At 49.0% G+C, this 15,664-nt stretch carries 18 protein-coding genes and 1 pseudogene; 4 read left to right on the top strand and 15 right to left on the bottom strand.

What is annotated here, in order from left to right; all coding sequences use genetic code 11:
- Positions 1–1,344: an IS200/IS605 family accessory protein TnpB-related protein gene (locus ACQ4M4_RS11290; RefSeq protein WP_430684610.1), complete on the bottom strand. Its 1,344-nt coding sequence runs from the start codon at positions 1,342–1,344 to the stop codon at positions 1–3.
- Positions 1,345–1,431: 87 nt separating this feature from the next.
- Between ACQ4M4_RS11290 and ACQ4M4_RS11285 the strand changes: the two genes are divergently transcribed.
- Entirely contained in the window at positions 1,432–2,247 is an 816-nt protein-coding gene (locus tag ACQ4M4_RS11285; protein WP_430684609.1) for an IS200/IS605 family accessory protein TnpB-related protein, read from the top strand.
- Positions 2,248–2,400: 153 nt separating this feature from the next.
- Here the strand turns inward: ACQ4M4_RS11285 and ACQ4M4_RS11280 are convergent, their stop codons facing one another.
- The 10 genes from ACQ4M4_RS11280 to tnpA form a co-directional block, all read right to left on the bottom strand.
- Positions 2,401–2,904 carry a hypothetical protein gene (locus ACQ4M4_RS11280; RefSeq protein WP_430684608.1) on the bottom strand — a complete coding sequence of 168 codons (504 nt, stop codon included), beginning with the start codon at positions 2,902–2,904 and terminating at the stop codon, positions 2,401–2,403.
- A gap of 295 nt (positions 2,905–3,199) precedes the next feature.
- Positions 3,200–3,913 carry an RNA-guided endonuclease InsQ/TnpB family protein gene (locus ACQ4M4_RS11275; protein WP_430684607.1) on the bottom strand — a complete coding sequence of 238 codons (714 nt, stop codon included), beginning with the start codon at positions 3,911–3,913 and terminating at the stop codon, positions 3,200–3,202.
- Positions 3,914–4,414: a hypothetical protein gene (locus tag ACQ4M4_RS11270; protein WP_430684606.1), complete on the bottom strand. Its 501-nt coding sequence runs from the start codon at positions 4,412–4,414 to the stop codon at positions 3,914–3,916.
- A complete protein-coding gene (locus ACQ4M4_RS11265; protein WP_430684605.1) occupies positions 4,398–4,997 on the bottom strand; it encodes an IS607 family transposase in 600 nt (199 codons plus the stop codon). The genes ACQ4M4_RS11270 and ACQ4M4_RS11265 overlap by 17 nt, the downstream gene beginning before the upstream one ends.
- A 52-nt stretch (positions 4,998–5,049) precedes the next feature.
- Positions 5,050–5,481, bottom strand: a complete 432-nt coding sequence (locus ACQ4M4_RS11260) for a hypothetical protein (RefSeq protein WP_430684604.1) — start codon at positions 5,479–5,481, stop codon at positions 5,050–5,052.
- The gene (locus ACQ4M4_RS11255) at positions 5,481–5,690 is read right to left on the bottom strand and encodes a hypothetical protein (RefSeq protein ID WP_430684603.1); all 210 of its coding nucleotides are present in this window, start codon (positions 5,688–5,690) and stop codon (positions 5,481–5,483) included. The genes ACQ4M4_RS11260 and ACQ4M4_RS11255 overlap by 1 nt, the downstream gene beginning before the upstream one ends.
- 122 nt (positions 5,691–5,812) lie before the next feature.
- Positions 5,813–6,172 (bottom strand): hypothetical protein, encoded by a 360-nt coding sequence (locus tag ACQ4M4_RS11250; protein ID WP_430684602.1) that lies wholly within the window; start codon positions 6,170–6,172, stop codon positions 5,813–5,815.
- A 32-nt stretch (positions 6,173–6,204) separates the two neighbouring features.
- Positions 6,205–6,633 (bottom strand): hypothetical protein, encoded by a 429-nt coding sequence (locus ACQ4M4_RS11245; RefSeq protein ID WP_430684601.1) that lies wholly within the window; start codon positions 6,631–6,633, stop codon positions 6,205–6,207.
- A gap of 277 nt (positions 6,634–6,910) precedes the next feature.
- Positions 6,911–7,795, bottom strand: a complete 885-nt coding sequence (locus ACQ4M4_RS11240) for an ATP-binding protein (RefSeq protein ID WP_430684600.1) — start codon at positions 7,793–7,795, stop codon at positions 6,911–6,913.
- A gap of 114 nt (positions 7,796–7,909) precedes the next feature.
- Positions 7,910–8,305, bottom strand: coding sequence for an IS200/IS605 family transposase (gene tnpA / locus ACQ4M4_RS11235; RefSeq protein WP_430684599.1), 396 nt, complete (start codon positions 8,303–8,305; stop codon positions 7,910–7,912).
- A gap of 47 nt (positions 8,306–8,352) precedes the next feature.
- On the opposite strand from tnpA, the pseudogene ACQ4M4_RS11230 reads away from it, so the two are divergent.
- Both ACQ4M4_RS11230 and ACQ4M4_RS11225 read left to right on the top strand, forming a co-directional pair.
- Positions 8,353–9,524: pseudogene (locus ACQ4M4_RS11230) on the top strand (RNA-guided endonuclease InsQ/TnpB family protein); the annotation flags it as partial.
- Positions 9,524–10,345: a hypothetical protein gene (locus tag ACQ4M4_RS11225; RefSeq protein WP_430684598.1), complete on the top strand. Its 822-nt coding sequence runs from the start codon at positions 9,524–9,526 to the stop codon at positions 10,343–10,345. The pseudogene ACQ4M4_RS11230 and the gene ACQ4M4_RS11225, both read left to right, overlap by 1 nt.
- Before the next feature lie 35 nt (positions 10,346–10,380).
- On the opposite strand, the gene ACQ4M4_RS11220 is transcribed toward ACQ4M4_RS11225, so the two are convergent.
- The 3 genes from ACQ4M4_RS11220 to ACQ4M4_RS11210 all read right to left on the bottom strand — a co-directional run bounded on the left by ACQ4M4_RS11220 (position 10,381) and on the right by ACQ4M4_RS11210 (position 12,890).
- Positions 10,381–11,166, bottom strand: a complete 786-nt coding sequence (locus ACQ4M4_RS11220; protein ID WP_430684597.1) for an AIM24 family protein — start codon at positions 11,164–11,166, stop codon at positions 10,381–10,383.
- Between the two features lie 7 nt (positions 11,167–11,173).
- Positions 11,174–11,557: a DUF4339 domain-containing protein gene (locus ACQ4M4_RS11215; RefSeq protein ID WP_430684596.1), complete on the bottom strand. Its 384-nt coding sequence runs from the start codon at positions 11,555–11,557 to the stop codon at positions 11,174–11,176.
- A 352-nt stretch (positions 11,558–11,909) separates the two neighbouring features.
- Positions 11,910–12,890 (bottom strand): hypothetical protein, encoded by a 981-nt coding sequence (locus ACQ4M4_RS11210; RefSeq protein ID WP_430684595.1) that lies wholly within the window; start codon positions 12,888–12,890, stop codon positions 11,910–11,912.
- A 194-nt stretch (positions 12,891–13,084) separates the two neighbouring features.
- Here ACQ4M4_RS11210 and ACQ4M4_RS11205 point away from each other — a divergent pair, with 194 nt between their 5' ends.
- The gene (locus ACQ4M4_RS11205) at positions 13,085–14,506 is read left to right on the top strand and encodes a GIY-YIG nuclease family protein (protein ID WP_430684594.1); all 1,422 of its coding nucleotides are present in this window, start codon (positions 13,085–13,087) and stop codon (positions 14,504–14,506) included.
- 1 nt (position 14,507) lies between these two features.
- Here ACQ4M4_RS11205 and ACQ4M4_RS11200 read toward each other — a convergent pair whose 3' ends face one another.
- A complete protein-coding gene (locus ACQ4M4_RS11200) occupies positions 14,508–15,659 on the bottom strand; it encodes an HNH endonuclease domain-containing protein (protein WP_430684593.1) in 1,152 nt (383 codons plus the stop codon).
- Positions 15,660–15,664 lie beyond the last annotated feature (5 nt).

Genomic DNA, 15,664 nt, shown 5'->3' with positions numbered 1-15,664 from the left:
CTAACCTACAGCTATCTGACTAGTCCATAGGTCACACAGACAAGCCCAGCTTCCAGGCGAACGTCCAGAACGTTTGCTGGAACGCTCCTCACTGTCATTTCTGCGAGTGAGCTTAAGAATCCCCCTGGCAGCGATATTCTGACTTCCATTCAGGTCGCAGTTATAGCGTTTGCCAGAAGCGAATTTTGCCAGAGCATAGTTTTTGGAGTCGCGCTGTACGACTCCAGAGCCGTCATACGCCAGCTTGGAGGTATAGGCAGCAATGACATCCACAATCTTGCCACCCACTTCCTGCCACTTCATCTCGGTATAGCTACGAATCATACTTTTGAGCCAACCGTGAAAGCGTTGCCGCAGGGTAGACCGTTTTCGTCCCCCTGTTGCCTTCCACCCTTTCAGGTTCTCAAACACGATTGCCTCAGCATTAAACTCTTTGGCAATCTGTACAATTCGTTTCGAGACGATATGAGCAATTTGCTGGTTAATATTCCGGCACTTGCGATAGCTATTGGAACAGAAACCTTTATGGAGTTTCCCTCCTTTACCCATCGTCTTGCTGGCTCTAGTTGAAACCGATTTCAGTCGTTTGTCTCGGCGGTCTATGTCTCGTCCAGGGTGAATAAATTCACGATGGATTACAGTACCGTCGAAGGTGACAACTGAAACCGTTGCCGTGGTATTGATGCCCAAATCAACGGCAACTACATCTTGGTCTGGTTGTCGCTTTTCTGGGTGACACTCAAACGGAACTGAAAGGTGACACGCTTGCTGATTAAAAATCAATGATGGTGATAACAACGTGTTGCTATCAACCGTATGTCGTTCTCTCAGTCCTGAAATCTGAACCGTTGTCCAAATCCAATCTGTGCCTGTAAAAACCTTGATTTCTACTTGGTCGTAGCCATGCAGTTTGTAGCATTGCCCTTTGTACAAAACTGGATAGCACCCAGCTTTTGCATTCAGGGTAGGAGGTTTAGCATCTCGCCTACTACGAATGCCTGACTGCCATTGCCCATATCGAGTAGCAAAGCTGCTAACCTGACCTACGGCAAAGGCAATAGCAGCCCTACGGTAGTAGCTCGGGAATTTGTGAAACACTTTGTCAAATGACCCGTATTTCACATCTGGGTTTTGAGCGGTTTGGTGAATGAATCGTTCTACAGCAGGAATGACCTGTTGATTCGATAAACCTCCCAATTCTGTCCAATGCGTGTAGATTACACCGACCAAATGTCTGCACAAACGACGATAGATCTGAACCGTTTCAGCGAGCAGCAAACGCTGTTGTGCCGTTGGATTAAGACTCCATTTGTCAGTACGAATGATAGGCTTTCGATTTGACATAGATCAATTGTACTAGCAAAAGGGATATTGGCAGTCTCCGCTTTCGCTACGACGGCCTCGTCTTGACACCAACCTGCTAACGCGAGGTTGGAGAGTGCGGCGAATTTTGTTCAAAACTCAAAAGCGATTAGCTACCGCTTTGCTCGAAAAGAGGGGCAGTGGTATCTTTTTGCCACTGTGGAACGTCCTGAAGTGCCTTATCAGTCTCATCGGCACAATGGAGCCTTAGGCGTTGACCTCAATCCGGGCTGTGTCGGTTGGGCGTACTGCGATGCCGATGGCAATCTCAAAGCTTCAGGGCAATTTGCTATCAATTTACAGGACAAGTCAACAGCGCAAACAAAAGCAATTTTGAGTGATGCTTGTGCATCTCTTGTGATGCTGGCGCAAACCTACGAGTGCTCTATCGTGGTAGAGAGCCTTGATTTTGACCGCAAAAAGGCATCCATGAGAGAACAGGGTGTTCGCTATTCCAGAATGCTCTCAAACTTCGCTTACGGCTTGTTTGACACCATGCTCAGTAGTCGATGTGAGCGATTTGGAAGTGAGTTGATTCGGATCAATCCGGCGTACTCCAGTCAGATTGGACTCGTTAAATTCATGGCAATGTACGGCATGAATTCTGCTACCGCAGCAGCGTTTGTGCTATTGCGTCGTGCATTGCAAAAATCAGAGCGCATTCCAGCCAGATACGCTTTATGCTTGCCAGTGGACAACCATAAACACGCCTGGAGCTTCTGGAATGTGCTCAAGAAGAAGTTAGTCGGTGTACGTGGTGTACGCCGTCATGACTTCTTCAATCTTAGAGCGGCTAACAGCCGAATCAAGGTCACGCTGTTGGATGAGTTGGCTTCGGTTGACAGGTGCAATGGCAAGTCGAAAGGCACTTTGATTTGCAGGTGAGACTCCTGTACTCGAATCGTCAGCAGCACTGTTCGGCTGGCGTGGTGTGGAACAACGTTTTTCTACATCTTTTTAGGAACGGTAGAACTCAGCGGTGGGAGTTTGTGCCCCAGCCCTTCGACCTTTTGCTGAGATTCCCCTGCGTTAGCGGTCTTAGGCTGCGATCGCTTGTAGGCTACGGAATTGTTGACATTGTTCGGTTTGCAAAGATAGTTGAGACAGCAGAGGCAAGTCGTCTTGTTCGGATTGCTTGAGAGCATCAGGAGATGCGTACACAAATCCCTCTCGAACAACCAGCAGTTTGCAGTTCGAGATTGGCTTTAGGCTACCAATCTCGACAAAACTGCTATCTCTGTATGGGTCATAGGTGAGCGAAATTGTGTTGCTAGAAACCAAACCTGTTTCTCCAACACAAAGCCCTTGTACCCAGGCATGGACGTTTTTGCACTGCTCTCGGATCACCCGCTGGCGACCCGCTTCAGAAACGTGAAAGCTGACATTGGCGATCGCAATATTTGCGGTGTGCCCTGCCAGCTTCCAACTTTTTCTCTGACGGGTTTGCACGGACATGACTCGCTGCGTTCTGAACAGCAAATTGCGATAAACCCTGACCTCCAACCCCTGCAACTCTTCCCACTGAATTGGTTTAAGCTGCATAGGTTTTGATGAACCCCCGCAGAGTCAAATATTGTGCCAATGTGAGTACCCGGATGGAGGTCACTGTTAGCTCATAGAGATCTGTATGGTCTTCTTCAGCTTCAGAATTCGCAAGAATTCTGTATGTGCCTTTGCTGCTGCATAAGTGCTGATAGTTCTCAAAAGCGCAGACAAATCTCCCATGCAGCGATTTGACCAGTATTTGAGGTTTGAGCTACACCAACGTTACTTCGAGCAGGTGAAGAGTGAAGATTTAATCGGTGTAATGCGCCTTGGATGCACTACCAGACATCCCCTATCCCTCGCTACAATTTGCTGTAGGTGATGCAAATGCAGTCGGGACTACTTTTCGTCCGATGTTGTAGGCGGCATTTTGATCTGCATGGATCAATGTGCCGTCTGCTGTTTTGTACCAGGAGCGAGCAATGCGCTTGCCACTGAACTTGTAATTACCCTTCACGCCAGAGGTGTAAGTTGGGATAATGTCCCAATCGAGAAAAGACGCTTTTGAGGTGTATGATTCCTCATCTACAACAACCTGAATGCCCACTGCTTCAAGTTTGTAGGTCAGTTGGTCAACAAATTTGTTGTAGGGAATTTGCACAAACTTTTGGTTATTGACGCGCCCTAAATTAGCTTCCCGCTTCCAATCTGGGTTCTTGCCAATCACCACCTTAGCGACTCCAACCTCCACACACTCTTCCACAATCCGCTTAGTGGCATTGTGCAAATAATGATCAATGTAGCAGTTGCGCTTGCGGGTAATTGCTTCAATGCGATGAGAGGTGTGTTGACCTTCTGGTAACAACGATTGCAGCCGCGACTTTTCTTTATTCCATTGTTGATTGACTGATTTAAGCGGTTTGCCATTGATGATGAAGGGCTGAATTCCCAAATCGTTAAACACAACAGTTGCGAGGTTATCCAACCCTAGATCAATTGCTGCAACAATTGTAGACGGAGACCTAACTACAACAGGTTCATCGACTTCATAGACAATTTCAACCACTTAGAAGCCGTACTTGGGGACAATACGAGTTTCAACTAAGTTGCCTCGATTGATGCCCTTAACGGGGATTCTCAAGCTTGTTTTAGATGGACAAATAACGTTGTGTTTATCAAGTTCCTGTCTGGAATAAGCCTGAATGTTGTACTTAACCAGATTGCGCCCATCTTGCTCCAAATATCCTGGAATTTGCGGCATCCCTGTAAACGCAGCAGGATTATCCCGATACGCTTCCAACGCTTTGAAGTAGCCGTACCAAGCATCTGCAGCCTGTTTGATGATTAACTGAGAAACCTTTGCAGGGAGAGCTATGTATTGTTCAGAAGTTTTGAACCATTCGTTAAGCTGACCCCAAGTTGGAACACCATGACCGTAGAAGAAGCTCTGCCGAATCGTAAACTGAATGGTGTTATAGAGATTTTTGGAGGCAAGGCAAATTACATCAACCTCAGCAAAGTTGGGATGACTGGGTTTAATAATGTGCCGTTCAACTCGCTTTGGCATCACTCTCATCTCCGTTTGTCTGGAGTTCTGCAATGATTTTCTCTGTCTTACGTTTGGCTCTACGTTGCCCGTAGAGACGAGCCGTAAAGCTAACAATGATTGAGACAAAATCCTGCATTAAATCATCGCGGTCGTTCTCTGCGTTATTGACTATCTCAAGCTTTTTACCCGACTCTTCTAACAGAATTTGCAGGTAATTTGTCCCAAACCGTGCCAGCCTGTCGCGGTGTTCAACTAAAAGAATGTTGTAATTTTTATCAGGTAAAATCCTTGCTAATTGTTTGCGATTATCATCCAATCCACTGCCAACTTCCTTCACAACTTTGTAGATTCGATAGCCTTTAGCAGTTGCGTATTGAACTAATCGTTCAGCTTGCTTATCTAAGTTGCCTGTATCTACGCCAGACGATACTCTGGCGTAGATACAGGCAATTGGTTCATCAACGATTGGAGATGAGTTTTGAACTTCGACAATGATGGTTCCAGAAGGCTGTTGATAGCCTCGCAAATCGCCACTCTTCCACCATCGCCATGCGGTCTGATAGCTCACTCCTGCTTGCTTTGCATAATCTGATAATTTCATGGCTTTAATGCCTCCCCTACAAAGGCAACTTCATAGGGGAGAGCGGCTAAATTTACACTTCAGCAGGTTGCTTTTGAGACTCTAGCCATTGCTCATAAGCATCCTCATCGCCACCGAAAGAATCGACAGAGACTTGACGTTCTGGCATGGGCTTGAGAGGAGCGTTAATTGGATTGAATTTGCAGTGGCAAATTACAATCATGTCAAAGTCCATTCCGACTGGAATATCAGGCGTGTAAGTTTCTACCCGCGTCACTTCCCAGTCGCTTTGACGGTAATGCGTTTTCGCTTCTGGGTAATTCGGATCAACAAACTGATCTACTCGGATAAACTCTGGTGGGCGATAACCAGGTTCAGGCAACTCTTTATCGGAACAATCATAATGCTCAAATAGAGTTTTTGTCAGAGACTCGGTGTGAGCGTATTTGCGCTCTTTCCAACCCGGTTGCCGCTTCTCAGCACGAAAGACAATCCATTTCCGCATCAGTCTTCCTCCTTATCGGTGTCGTAATAGGATTTTGGAAACTCAGTTTTGCCCTCAAACACGCAATCGACCTCAAGAACGGGGTCGCCCGTCTCCTCAACGTCAACTAATTGCCATCCATACTTTTCAGCCATTTCGTCGCAGCAATCTTCGTCTGCTGCCGCGTGGCGTGATTTATTTTCTTCTTCGTCGTACCGAGATTTTGGCATGATTAATATGCTCCTTTGTTGCTGACACAACTGGGGAGAAGTCGTCTTGGCGTAGTGCTGACACACCGCGTCAAGGCGCATCTCTAGTACATGAGTATTTTACTATGTTTGACTATAAGTGACTATAAATTTATTGAACGTTTACGATACCCATCCCTGTGCCACGCCTGAACAACCGCTTCTATGAGGTCTGTGTTTTGGGCAATATTGACGGAGGCAATTCCACATTCCCGAAACCCACTGTCGCTTGTTGCGACGACTGCTGAAAAGTAAAGGAATTGGCCGTTTGCGACACCCGATGTAGCAGGCTCAATCAAAGTCAACTCGTCCTTGTTGAAGCTAATTGGCTTGCCGTCTGCGATACCTGGCATATCAAGGAATTCCACCAATGTTGGCTCACCGCCGTTAATCCGTCCGAATCGCCCATAAGCAAGGCTTTGAGTGTTTTTAATCTTGACGATATCTCCTACTGAGAACGGCATAGCAACCTCCAAATATTTTGAGATGCAAGGCGTTAGCTTAAGTGAGGCAGGATAGCCTCATCCCAGGCATCCTTGATTTCACAGTGCTGACCTTGCCACAAGATAGGCTCTCGCCAAGGATTGCTTTCCCCTGGTTCGATGCAGAAGAGGCCCATCCGGTCAAAACCGACGAGGCAATGCCCGTTCTGTCTTTCGATCTTTCCACCTGCAAGCTTTGCACCGACATATCCTCGAAAAGCTTTGATAGTGAGCGAATCTGGAAAATCTGCCATTTCTGCGATCGCAACTGTGCCCAGCTCTGCAATCAATTCCCAAAACTTAGGAGCAATTGCAGATGCCTTCTGGCGGGGGAGGCTGGCGGCATCGATGCTGTACGTCAGATAAATTCGGTCAACTCCCCTGGTTCGCTGAATTTCGTAGTTTGAGACACCTTGGTACGTCGAGACAAACTTTGGCTGCATATTGCCCTCCAAAAAACTTTCTAAAAAGGCCAATATATTTCTTCGATAGGCTGTTGGTCGTTTGGCTTCGGTTCCCATCTAACAGCTGCATAACCCGCTAAGTAGTCTGGTTGCTGGATTTCCGAACTGATACGATCGATGGCATCAGTGAATCCGTCGATAGCCCAATCCGATCGAGCCTGATCTTGTTGATCCTCGTTCACGTGAAACAGCCTCTCAAAAGAAGTAACCAGGGAGAGGCGCCCCCCCTGGTTGCTGGAAGGGGACGCACTCTCCGTTAACCCTCAGCGTGAGCTGGAACAGCTTGTGCTGCTACCAACTTTTCTAACTGCACGATGCAATCTTGCAGCTCATGAACGCTAAGCTGTCCTCGGCCCGATTTCTCGTATTGGTTTATCAGAAATCGCTGAGCTTCCTCGGTTTCCCAGCCCAGCTTTGTCACCAGTTGACCCACTCGATTCGATAGCAGGGTGCGGTTGGGAGGTGGATTTGCTTCTCCTCCTTCTCGAAGTGCGACTAAGAGATCTTCTGCAAATTCCTCACCCGCAAGGGCATAGATTTTACCGTCCAGCGAATGCAATCTAGTTTTGTCGATCCGAACGATATGGTCGGTGTCCATATTGCCCACAACATCGAACTCATAGTCGATGCCGTTGGATTGAATCGGCTTGGTTCCAACCTTCTGAGGAACAAGGGTTGTATGCCCCTTCTTGTTTGTCCCTTCTGATTGTGCCCATTCGGTTTGCGATCGCATGGTCACAATGACGTGCCCTGGAAACGCCAAAATTTGATTGAGGAGTGCTCGCTCTAGTGGGCGAACCTTGCCCCAGTCGTTGAACGAGCCGACCGTCGAGAGTGCCCAAAACCAAGCATGACTCAGAGAGTCGATGATTAGCGCCTTATAGCCCGACTCTGCGGCTTCTCGAATTTCCCCAATATATTTATTGGGATGGAACGGTTCTGCGATGTGAGCAACATCGAAGTCAAACAGATGCGAGTATCGGCAGGATGATCGCTGCTCTGTATCAATCAGCGCAATCTTCCCACCTTCTGCCAAGAACCCTCCTACCCGCAGTGCCGTGTAAGTTTTCCCTGCACCAGATGGCCCCATCAGGGCTAATCGCAGATGAACACCTTCCTTTGTTGCTTTCTGAAATCCCATAGTTTTTTTGCTCCTGCTAAACGCACAGCGATCGCTGCGTGAGCGGTTAGAAGTGGGCAAAATATTTTGGGAGGCCAGAATGGCCAAAAATAATGGGATTCAAGCCCCGCCCTTTTAGGGCGGCTTTTCCTGGCCCTGGATGTATTGTTTCAACACTTCAAGGGGTGCTCCGCCTACAGACGCTGAAAAGTGAGCAGGAGTCCACAGAGATTTCTTGCCATAGGGTTTAGGTAATCCAGCCTGTCCATAGCGCCTACTAGACACCCCTTTCAAAGCGTTAACCATCTGCGAGATGGACAGCTTAGGCGGGTACTCAACCAGCATGTGAACGTGGTCAGCTTCACCGTTGAACTCAAGCACCTGGAAGTTCATTTTCACCGCCACGGCCCGACAAGCAGCCTCGACCACAGCCAACCCGGCAGCGGTTAACACCTTCTGCCGGTATTTCGTCACGAAGATTAGATGCGCCTTTAGGTCTGAGACGCTGTGATTTTCGCGGCGATAATCCATTGCTCTTGGGGGTATGACCAACCTATAATAACAGAATGAAAGCACGGTATCAGTACAGAATCTGTCCTACGGCCAATCAGCAAATCGAACTAGCCAAGCTGTTCGGGTGCTGTAGGGTCGTGTGGAATGATGCGCTGGCAATCGTGAAGGCCACGCCGAAGGGCGAGAAATGGCCGAGCAATGCCGAGTTGCAGAAGATCTGTATCACCCAGGCCAAGAAGGCAGAGGGCCGGGAATGGTTGGCTGAGGTCAGCAATATCCCGTTGCAGCAGTCCATTCAAGACCTGGGCTTAGCGTTCAAGAACTTTTTCGAGAGCCGTAGTGGCAAACGAAAAGGGCCGAAGGTGAAGTTTCCTCGATTCAAGAAGAAACTTAACCAGCAATCTGCCAGGTTTCGGAAGGGTGGTTTTTCTATCAAGGCCAGGAAAGTCTACCTGGCCAAAATTGGGGATATCAAAACGAAGTGGTCACGGCCACTGCCTTCTGAACCCAGCTCCGTCACGGTCATCAAAGACTGTGCAGGGAGGTACTTTCTGAGCTTTGTAGTCGAGATTCTACCCATCACCGTTGAACCCAAAAACCAAGGGTCGGCGTTGATCTGGGCTTAGAAACACTGGCTGCATTGAGTACGGGTGAAAAGGTGAAAGCCCCAAACACCAGTGCGCTAGACCGAAAAATCCGCAAAGGCAAGCGCAAACTGGCCAGAGCTGTTAAAGGTTCTAGGCGGCGTGAATCGTTGCGGGTGGCGGTAGCTCGGATGGAGGCCAAGCAACGCGATATCCGAAAGGACTTCAACCAAAAGCTGTCAACTCGCCTGGTGCGAGAAAACAGCGTGGTGGCGCTGGAGGATCTGAATGTCTCAGGCATGGTGAAGAATCGCAGTCTATCCAGGGCGATTAGTCGTGCTGGGTGGCGGCAAATCAGAACCATGTGCGAAGCCAAGGCCAACATGATTCACGACCGAGAAGTTAGAACCATCAGTCGGTGGGAGCCAACCTCTCAGAAGTGTTCATGTTGCGGGTATCACTGGGGCAAGTTAGACCTCTCTGTGCGGTCGGTGCTGTGCATCAACTGCGGCACCTTGCAGGATAGAGATACCAATGCTGGGACAAATATTTTGGCGGCTGGTCAAGCCGACCCGAATGGGCGAACGCCAAGCAGTGTAAGACCCCGCAATGGGGCAGTTGCTTGTTCGTCTACTCATCAGGAGTCAGCCTAGTGCTGGCAGACTGGGAATCCCCGCGCCCTGTGGGCCGGGGAGGATGTCAACTAGAATCTGCATTAGGCACTCAACGGGCAGAGACATTTGTGGAATCTCTGCAAGTCGTAGTTCGTCAACGGGAAGCTCGTCAGCGACAGTTACTAGAAGAGCTACAAACTACGGCAGAGACGCTAGGGGCCATGAAGCAGCTCATGAACGGCTCACGGCCAGAGCTGGCTTCTGCAATTGAAGTAGCCACCATTGTGCCATTAGAAGAAGGTGAGGCTGCTCCCTTGCAAACCGATGAGCTGGAGGAGGAAGGAGCAGAAGTATCAACGGCAGAAGAGGCGGAAGCAATGGAAGAGCCTGATGATGGGACTCCTGCAATGGAAGAGCCAGAACCCTCAACCAAGCGCCAATCTAACCGTAGAAAAATGTCTACAAAGTTGGGGCGTAGACCGAAAACCACAGCTCGGAAATCCCCAAAAACAACGAAAGCATCTAGAGCAGCAGAATCGGCAGACCCTTCAGAGGAAACCAGCGAGTCTTCTGCTGAGCCGAGCGAAGGAAAGTCCAACTTCAACCCTCGAGAATCAGTACTGAAAGAATTTCAAGGGCAAACCATACGGGCTGCGATTCAAACTGTTCTAGAGCGACATGCAGGGCAACCTTTCAGTACAAACGACGTGTTGGAAGCCCTATATGGTAAGCGAATCAGCCAGGAGAATTTGCAGGTTGCTCGTCGCTTGATCACGGTTGAGCTATCCAAAGGGAAACTGGCAGGTGTGTGGACGAATGTTGAAGGACAGCGTGGACACTACATGGCTCCTGCAGCGTAGCTGTGGCAGAATTTTGGCAAGCAAACGAAGCTGCATCAAGTCGTTGTATTTGAGGATTTTGGCGTTGCAGCTAGGCTACCAATACCACCCATCTGCATTCTTTGGTAGACCCCTTTTGTCGGAGCCAGCCATACTTTCCCGGTTCCTCGAAACGTTTGCAGCAGCCCCTCACCACTCGTCAACGTTCCAAACAAGCTCTTGGTGGATTTCTCAACCGAAAACTCAATGTTGCCAGTTCGCATCAGGGCAAAATTCCCGTCCACCCGCAGTGTCTCATTGTTTAGCTGGATAAACCGAATCTCACGGGGAGGTACGGGTAACTCAGACCCGCAAATTCCAGACCCCTTGATTCTCGTTTGGAAGAACCCCTCCCCTCCCAAAAAGGCAGACGAGACATTCTTCTGCATAGCAATTCCGACCTCCAAGCTCCCTTCTGAGCAGAAGAACAGCCCCTTGTCCGCAATCAATTCTTCATTTCGAAGTTGATACACCAGGAAATGTCCAAAAGATGGCTCCAGGTAAAGCTCACCTGTTCCTCTGTAACGAGGCTTGAACGCAGCCTCACTGGTCAGCATTTTGTTCAACATCGCTTTCCCAATTCCAGCCATACCCCCAGACTTGTTATCCACATCCAAACGGCCATGCATAAAGTGCAAAGCTCCTGCTTCAAGTTGGGCTTCACTATTTTGCAGTGTGATCTTGACTTGCTTTAGCTGTAAGCCCGCCTGGTTGGCAAAGAAGATCGTTTGAGCTGTGAATGGATCGTGGGAACCAGACAAACTGCGATAGGCCAGTACTTCCACCTTGAAACCACCATTCATTGCAGTATCAAGAACCTGAATCACATCCCCTGAGCTTTGAGCAGACGCTTTGTTTGTTGTTAGGGAAGCCAGAGGGAGGAGCGATCGCGCTGGCTTTTGCTCCAGCTGAGCTATCTTGCAGCGCACGATTTTGAGAGAGCTTTGCCCGTTCAAACAAGCCACTTACTTTCGAAGCAGGCATCCAATCGCCTGGCTCCTGCCGTACCTCAGTGGATGGCACAATCACTCCATCCATTACAGCCTGAACCAAATCCGTTGGGGACAAAGGACCAACTTCGTGATCCATGCGCTTGTAATACCACGAGACTGCCTTGACATCCTCTCGCCGCCAACCTGACGGTATGGCGGGAGTCTCCCGGAGGTCACGATGAAGCAAAACCAGAGTTAGCATTCCCCCGAATGAGCAATAAATCGCCTGTATCCTTTTGGAATTCACCGAGTTTTCACAGGAAAAGATAATGAAATCAGCGCCAGAGTCGGCAAAGCATTCTTGTGTAACTACAGACCAAAACCAACAGAAGTTACACAAGAAATAAGCAAGCTGGTTTGATGGCAGCCACCTAGAGCCTCCATGCTCTATCTACTGCATCATATGGAGCCATTGAAGTGCTCCGACAGAGGTCGAACTAGTAACACAACAGCGCCACTTCTAAAAGGAAGTGGCGAGCTTACATAGTTCGGTTGACTAATCAATTTGGGAGTGTAATGGGTACGATTGCAACTCCCTACGCATTGAATTATGTTTAAGTGCGATCGCTAAGCTCACGCCATTCGTCTAAAGCCAACGCAACTACAGCTGATATTGTGCTTAGGGAGCGAACCTTCCCGGTTAATTGCATGTAAATTCTTTCATATTGGCGAGCAGAGTAGGTAAAGCTGAAACGATTGCCTTTTCCCAAGTAGAAGTAGAGCTGGATATCTTGGGGGCAATTGCTCAAAGCTTGAGGGGATACCTTAACCCAAGCTAGCCCTTTTACCGGTTCACGAAGATAGGTGTTTGCAGGCCCACCCTTCTGTCGTTTGGGGTACGGCAATTGTAAGCAAAGCTTAGGGATCCGAGTTTGAGGGCCTAAGGGACGAAACTCAGCACAAACTTTGGTTTTATATATATCTCGTTCCCCTTTCTTGAGTCCGTACTGCGTGGTTGTTGAGCGGCCTATCTCAATCATGCGATCGCTGTAAGACAGGATTTGTTCTCGAATCGATAAGACGAATTGCACCTCTGACTCTGACAGAGGCTGCAACAATTGGTTGAGGGATCGAGGAGGTGCAGGTCTGCCAGACTCTATGCTTTCCTCATGGTCTGTTGCTGAATTGATGAGCTGATAGTGAAACGCTTGAGGAATTGGAATAGCTCTCACCTCTTGCTTCTCTTGATCATTGAGGCAAAAATTGGGGTATCCATTGAAGTCCTCAATCGCAAAGGTCATCAGCTCAATCTGGAGCTGGCAGTACTGCTGATCAACCAGGTTATGGGGGTGTATCTTGGGAGCGATCGCAATGAGCCGAATCGGCAGTGCCTCATTGATCTGTTCTGCCATGGATTGTGTGGTCACAATCGCGTGATGGTAGCGAGTCAACTGCTGAACAACATAGCGATCCTCCGTATTTTTCAGCTCGATAATGGTAAGCTGTCCCTGCTCGGCAACCGCAAGGATGTCGCAGACTTGCCCTTCAATCCAGGATTGCCGTTTGAGGGGCATCAGCCCGAGAAGATCGGTCAAGCAGCTCCAAACAAAATCTTCTAATGCAGATTCACTCCTAAAGTGCCAGCCACTGTTAGACAGATTAATCTCGCTCATCAGTTAAACTGTGCGTCATTCCCGTCCGTTCTAACATACGTTGTTTCCTGATACTAGACAGATTCTATGACTTGATTTGGGCATCCTTAATTCATCGTTGATACTCCCCATCTCTGATGATGCATGGTGTTCATCTATTTCCTGACCTCTGCTTAGATCGCTTGCCATCGGTTTCCCTCAAGCAGCGAGATCAGCTGCCAGCATCCCCAGGAATCTACTTTGCTATCAATGCAAAAGGGCAGGTGCTCTACATTGGCCTTGCCAGAAATCTGGCTTCTCGATGGCAGGGCCAAAACCATCATCGGCTTGATCAGTTGCTACGCATCAATCAGCGATCGCCCGTACAGCTAGCTTGGCTCGATTGTCGCCAGTCTACCCATACATTGAGTGTGTTAGAAGCGCACTACATCAAAACCTTTCACCCGCTTCTGAACGGAACTCAGGTTCCTGCTCGCAAAATCACGCCCGCAGAGACGGTTCTGCAAGCGACGCTCACAAAAATCTCAAAGTACACGGTGGTCTTTGGGATAGCACCTGAGTCTGAGCTGAGGGAAATCCCCACCGTTAATCTCAGATATTTCGGCTGGGGGCGGGATGTTAGTACGCTACGCCGCATCTTTAAGGCAAGCAATCAAAAGGCTTCCGGATTGAAGTGGACAGAGGTCAAACGACGCAAGTGGGGAGCTTGGTGGCGAACTCAATGCAATGGAATTGCAATTGAACTTGGACCATGGACAGAATCCCCAGACATTGTTCAAACAATTCGTTCAGAAGCTACTGGGCGATCGCTAGCTGGAGTTGGCATACTGGCTCTTCAGCCGAAGCAATTAGAGATGATGGTTGAAAAGGCTCCTTATCTCATCGACAACTATCCAGGTATCCAGGTTCTCATCCATGATCCGATTCGGCTGCTGTGGAGTCCATCTTCAGGACAAGATCATCGGTTTGATAATTCCACTTCTAACGCAGCCTCGCAATTAGATTTTGAAAGTCAAATATCCTCTCTATCGGTTCCACATTCAGGTTCACTCCAAGCAACAGACGCTACTATGACCGACTTAACAATTCAGCCAAATCTTGATTCAGAGCAGCATGGCAAGAAACCTTCAAGCGCTATTCCAAAATCCATGAATCGAGCTTTTTTCCACGTTGATGGAGTTGAGATCGAAGTGTGCTGGGATGAGAATAACCGCCCCTTTGTTCGCCATCACTTGGTGTGGAAAATCTGCGAGATGGGGCGGGACAAAGGATTAGCATTAACAGATCGAGAACGGGAGTCTGTTGTAAGCAACCTTCAACTCATTGCCAATCGTCGTCTAGAGACGATTCGCTGGGTCGGGTATCAGTTTCAATTTGAACCTGTGGCGTTTGATGAGGAGATAGAGACTGAAGCGGTATTAGTTCCTTTAGCCATGTTCGAAGATATTATCAAGTACACAACGGTGCATCCTGATCCAGAAAGCAATGTCCGGAAGCTTGAGCACTGGTTGCAAAATAATTCGTTGTTCTCTTTAATCGAGCAACGATGTGAACTATAGGTCAAAATCGTTCCCAGTTCCTGGATTCCGCTACCTGCTCGATGAGCCCTGCAACTGCGGATACAACAGCACTGGCAAAGTTTTCAGGGCCATACTCACCTTTTGCAAAGCGCAAGCTGAATTCCTCTCGGAGCGATCGCGCCAATACAACCGATGCCTCATACCCTTGGTAGTCCTGTCGTAAGCGTGGCTTCGCTTCATCTAGTCGTTCTGTTGAGGGTAAGCGATCGCGCTTCTGGTGCCGATTAAAATCTGGATCAGAGGGCACAAGGTTCCATAGCTCATTGATGGGATAGATGGACACGGGAAGCAGGTGGTCTAGATCATAAGCGACCCCTTCAATAATCCGCTTATTGGTCCAGGGGCAGACAAATTCCTGGCCTTCCATCAGCAAGATATCGATTTGGTTGGATTCCCAGGTGAGTGGACGGCGATTATCAGGGCGATCGGTCAAGAGGGTGTAGACCGTTCCACGGTTAAGGCTTTGCTCCTCCTGCTCAATACTTTCTGAGAACAGGCACCACTCATGAATGCAGAGGGCTTCCACCCACAAGCTCATGCCTTGAAAGGTTTGCCACAAGCTGGCGGAGATGAGCAAGCATTTGTCCTGAGGTTGGGTGCCAGGGACAGGAACAGCGCGAGCGCCCAACTGGTCATACCGTGTTGGTTCCTCAAAAACGCTCCAGTTGCCAGGGCCAGCGTAGCGGATGGGCATCTCTAGGGTCTTGGCGATCGCCCTGATTGCTTTTTGGTAAGCGTCCAGCAGGGCAGCAGGATAGATAGAGCGGCGGCGGGGAATGCGAAGTTCATTGAGGATATAAAAGCCATCGGCGGGACGGCTCAGTTCCCCATTAAACGTTTCCCACTCAGCGCGGAACTGAGTCAGCTCGGCCCGAAACCCCATGTCGTTCTTCCCGTTGGCTCGCTGCCCCTGGTAAATGGGGTTGGCGGGATCAACGAAAGGCCAGTAGTAGACCACCCAGTATTCCGCCAAGACTCGCAAGGGAATGGCTACGTCTTGTTGGAAGGTCCATACGTCAGGGAAAGACAGCACCACATCATTGATGGCCCGCAGCAGAGCAATCTTGTAGCTGGTGACTTTGCGGTCGTGCTTCAGAATCGTGCTGATGACTTTGCCAGCATTGGGTTCCATTAGCG

It is taken from the genome of Leptolyngbya sp. AN02str (assembly GCF_050565595.1).
Classification (GTDB): domain Bacteria; phylum Cyanobacteriota; class Cyanobacteriia; order Elainellales; family Elainellaceae; genus Kaiparowitsia.
Note: the sequence above shows the minus strand (reverse complement) of the source record. Positions and strands in the feature narration are given on the sequence as shown.